The organism is Ideonella sp. P3_A4 (assembly GCF_056403075.1).
Map to the genome: position 1 here is coordinate 1 of NZ_JBFUGE010000489.1, position 4,531 is coordinate 4,531.

At 61.4% G+C, this 4,531-nt stretch carries 4 protein-coding genes; all 4 read right to left on the bottom strand.

The features are described from left to right. Positions 1-513, bottom strand: a 513-nt coding sequence (dgt, locus tag AC1DYI_RS27425) for a dGTP triphosphohydrolase (protein WP_477207288.1), incomplete at its 3' end; no start/stop codon positions are given. A 28-nt stretch (positions 514-541) separates the two neighbouring features. Next, positions 542-1,660: a 3-dehydroquinate synthase gene (aroB, locus tag AC1DYI_RS27430; RefSeq protein WP_477207289.1), complete on the bottom strand. Its 1,119-nt coding sequence runs from the start codon at positions 1,658-1,660 to the stop codon at positions 542-544. 67 nt (positions 1,661-1,727) lie between these two features. Further along, positions 1,728-2,255 (bottom strand): shikimate kinase, encoded by a 528-nt coding sequence (locus tag AC1DYI_RS27435; protein ID WP_477207290.1) that lies wholly within the window; start codon positions 2,253-2,255, stop codon positions 1,728-1,730. Positions 2,256-2,262: 7 nt separating this feature from the next. Next, positions 2,263-4,531: hypothetical protein (locus AC1DYI_RS27440; RefSeq protein ID WP_477207291.1), on the bottom strand; the 2,269-nt coding region annotated here is incomplete at its 5' end.

The following is a 4,531-nucleotide window of genomic DNA, read 5'->3' on the forward strand; positions in this document are numbered from 1 at the left end:
AGCTTGGGGCAACGGGCAGCGTTTGAGGATGCCTTCGCGTGTTTCGAAGCAAAGGTTCAAGCCATCCCAACCGGGGTAGCGCTGCTCGAGCTTGTCCACGACGCGGAGACTCTGCAGGTTGTGCTCGAAGCCGCCATGGCCGGCCATACACGCATCCAGCGCGTCCTGTCCCGCATGGCCAAAGGGAGTGTGGCCAAGGTCATGCGCCAAGGCGATCGCCTCGACCAGGTCTTCATTGAGGCCCAGGCTGTAGGCCATCGAACGGCCCAACTGCGCAACCTCCAACGAGTGGGTCAGCCGCGTCCGAAACAGGTCGCCTTCGTGATTCAGAAACACCTGGGTCTTGTAGACCAGGCGGCGAAAGGCCGAGCTGTGGACGATGCGGTCGCGGTCACGCTGGAAGTCCGAGCGCGTCGGTGCAGGGGGCTCGGGGCGGCGTCGGCCCCGGCTCGCAGCGGCGTGGCAGGCCCACGCGGCCAGGCCGTTGTCGCGTGGCGCGGGTTCGAAGTTCACCATCGKTCCGCGCTCGCTGTTCAACTCGTCAGGCGCAATGGGCTTCGATGCATTCGGCGACCAGATCGTCGGGCGCGCTGCGCAAGACGGCGCGGCCGAGCCCCTCGATCAAAACGAAGCGGATATCTCCGTCCTCCGCTTTCTTGTCGACACGCATGTGGCGCAGGTACTCGGCAGCACCGAGCTTCGGGCCACGAACTGGGAGCCCGGCGCGTTCGATCAAATGGCCCAAACGCTCGCGCAGTCCGACAGGCGTCAGTCCCATGCGTTCGGACAACTCGGCTGCCATCACCATGCCTGCTGCCACGGCCTCCCCGTGCAACCAGACGCCAAAGCCAAGGCCAGCTTCGATCGCATGGCCGAAGGTGTGACCGAAGTTCAAGATGGTACGCAAACCCCCTTCCCGCTCGTCGGCACCGACCACCTGAGCCTTGATTTCGCACGAGCGACGGATCACGTACCGCAGCAGTTCGGGCTCGCGGCGGCGCAGACCCACCATGTTCTCTTCCAACCATGCCAGCAGCTCGGCGTCCGCGATCGGGCCGTACTTGATGACCTCGGCCAGGCCGGCGCTCAGTTCGCGATCAGGCAGACTCACCAGCGTATCGAGGTCACAGAGTACGCGGGCAGGCTGGTAGAACGCGCCGATCATGTTCTTACCCAGCGGGTGGTTGATCGCCGTTTTTCCCCCCACCGACGAATCGACCTGCGCCAACAAGGTGGTCGGCACCTGCACGAAAGGCACGCCGCGCATGTAGCAAGCAGCGGCAAACCCAGTCATATCGCCTACGACGCCGCCGCCGAGCGCAAACAGCACGGTCTTGCGGTCGCAACCCTTCTCGAGCAGCGCGTCAAAGATCTGGTTCAGCGTTGACCAGTCCTTGAATGACTCGCCGTCGGGCAAGCTGACGACAGCGACCTCCCGGTACATGCTTGCTAGCCGTTGCGCCAGTCGAGCGGCGTAGAGCGGCCCCACGGTGTCGTTGGTCACGATCAGCGCATGGCGGGCCGCCGGCAGTCCATGCCAGAACGCATCGTCCGCCAGCAAGCCGGCGCCAATGACGATGTCGTACGACCGATCGCCGAGAGCGACCGGCACATGCTCAACATTCCGCGCTACGACGGGATCCATGGAAGCCAAGTTCATGGCTTGGCAGTTTAAGCGGCGGCATGCAACCGTCGAAGCCGCTCCGTTGGTCAGGGCGTGAAGCCCGTCAAGCCTCGCGACTCAGCCCCGCCATCTCGAGCTGCATGCTCAGCAGGTTGACCAATGTGGGCACCGACGTTCGTCCGGTGTCGATGACGAAGCTCGCCACCTCGCGGTACAGCGGATCGCGCTGCCGAAAGAGGTCGCGCAGCTTGCGCAACGGGTCACCGCCTTGCAGCAGCGGCCGCTGCGTATCGTGCCGCAGGCGGCGGGCCAAGTCCTCGGGTGTCGCCCGCAGATAGACCACCTGGTTGCCCACCTGCATCATTGCCTGACGGTTGGGCTGGCGCAGTACAGCACCACCCCCGGTTGCCAAGACCAAACGTTCCGGCTGAGTCAGACGCTCAATCACCCGCAGTTCGACTTCGCGAAAACGTTCTTCGCCGTGTTGATCGAAGTAGGCCCGAATCGAACCACCGATCTCATGCTCGATCTCGGTGTCTGAATCAACAAACCGCCAGCCCAAGTGGCGTGCCAGTTGGCGCCCGGCGGTGGACTTCCCACAGCCAGGCATACCGACCAGCACGATGGTCACTGCAACACTATTTGGTGCATTCCGACAGCGATCCAGACGGAGACGTGTCCATCGTAATGTCAACCGAGAACGCGGACGTCACGCCAAGCGGTGATGTTGCGCGGATGAAGATCGTGCCCGACGATGCGTCGGTGAACTTATAACCAACCGTCGCCGACGTCGCCGACGAGGTATTAGGCACTGGAGTACCTCCACCCACGAACGCCGAAATGCCAGTCGTCGCGCTCGCGGAGAGCACTGTGCCAGCAGGCATCGGATTCAAGCGATTGACGTTGGTATCAGACACGACGAACTGCAGACTGCCTTGGATCGGCATGTTGTACAACCCACCCTTACCCATCAGGTAGTAGTTTTGATACGTAGCCGGCGTCGTATACGGATCCGTCAAGATATTGAACTTCTCGCAAGCGCTGTCGAGCTTGATATTCGGGGTGACCCCAACGATGGTGCCGGAAGAGTCGTCCCCGGCTCTGTTCCACATCAATCGCGAAGCAGAGGTGGAGAACACCACTTCCGCCGCCCGACGCACATAGGCGCGGCCCCAACCTCCGTCACAAGTGTTGCCTTTGACGGAAGGGATGGTGCGGTTGAGGTCCAACAGATCCAGCGGGTCCCTCGACTGGACAGGCGTCGTGCAGGCCTTGTTGCCAGAAATACCCAAGGAGATGAACTGGTCAACCACGGGATCGTAATTGAGGTCGAACGTACGACTCAAGAATACATCGCCAAGGTCTTGGTAGGTTTCGGTCGCGCTGGTGAACACGTTATCGCCGTTCGTATCGAGGAAGGACTCCTCGCCCAAAGCGTATGCGAGCACCGTCACCCGCCCATTCGCAGGCCGCGGCTCTTGCGACGCGAAGCTGGCCGTTGCGCTGGCAATGCCGTTGACAACCGCCGTCTGGCGAATCGACTCCACCTGACCACCCTCGCTTACGAAGTTGATCGAGGTTCCATCCGGCACCGGGTTTCCAAGTCGGTCCGCCGCAAAGATTGTCACCGTGTCAGACGTACCATCGTGATCCATGCCCTCGATGTTGATGGTCCCCACGGACAACGAGAAGCTCAATTGAGATGGCAGACCCACAGCCACACTCAGATCGCTCGACACGGTCGAGAAGCCGGTGCCTTGGATGGTGGCCTTGATTCGCACAGGGGTGGGCACCGTGCCGGAGTTGATCCGTACGGCGACTTGGCCATTGGAGTCACTCAGCTTGGTAACAGGGACCACGCCACCGTCCATCGTCAAACCGCCGGCCAAGGTGATCGGCTCAAGCACGACGTTCTTGTTCTGCAGCGGATTACCCGCTTCGTCCTTGACGACGAACGTTACGGTCGAAGTCTCGGCGAAGCCCGAGTTCTTTAGGTAGATCGTCTCCGGGGATGAAGAGACGAAGCCCAAACTGGTGGCAGTTGGCGACGACAGCGGAATTATCAGCGACGACGCTGTCGTAGTTCCGGTGATCGTAACCTGAACCGTGTCTGCCGCATCGGTCGCACCACACTGCGCATCTTTGTAGGTAAAACTGGCAGTGCCATTCGTCGTGGTGACAGTTGTCGGCGTGATCGTGGCCTTATTCTTGTTCACGCACAGGGAGACAATCGAAAGCGCCACCGGTGTACCGGGTGCCGTGCCCTGTAGGTTCACAGTGAGATTGGCCTGGCCGTAGGCGCTCAGCGAGTTGCCGCCAAGGTCGGAAGTGAACGAGGAGATCGTCACGGCGGTAGCGGTGATCTGGAAACCAGTGACCGCAGTAACCAACGCGCCATCGACCGTCACACTCGCGCTGACCTCATCAGCTCCAGAGGTTGAGCTCGACGAAGGGTACAAGGCAACTGATGCCTGGCCCAAATTGTTAGTCAAAGCCGATGGCGCGCTGAACGTGCCCAGGCCCCGCACAGTGGTAAAGGAAACCACAGCGTTCGGAACGACGACGCCGTTGGCGTTGCGCACCGTCACAGTCACAGTGGCTGGCTGAGTGGCCGTAACGGTCTGGCTCGACAAGGCCAGTACCATTTCAGCATTGCCCCCGCCCGAACCTTCGACAATTTGGAAACTGCGCGTACGGGTCACGCCGCCGCTTTGGACGGTAATCGTAATCGTGCGGGGCGTGGTATCTGCGCCGATGCTGACAGATGCCGAGATCTGGCCGTCTGTGCCAGTGTTGCTAGCGTCGACCACCACCACCGCACCGTTGTCGGCAGTGATAGTCACCGGTGCGTCGCCGACAACCTGATTCGACTCATTCACGGCCGTCACGGTCATCTCGATCGGATCC

Bases quoted from the DNA above. Each gene is read 5' to 3' on its own strand.
- aroB (WP_477207289.1), bottom strand. From the start codon at position 1,660: ATGAACTTGGCTTCCATGGATCCCGTCGTAGCGCGGAATGTTGAGCAT.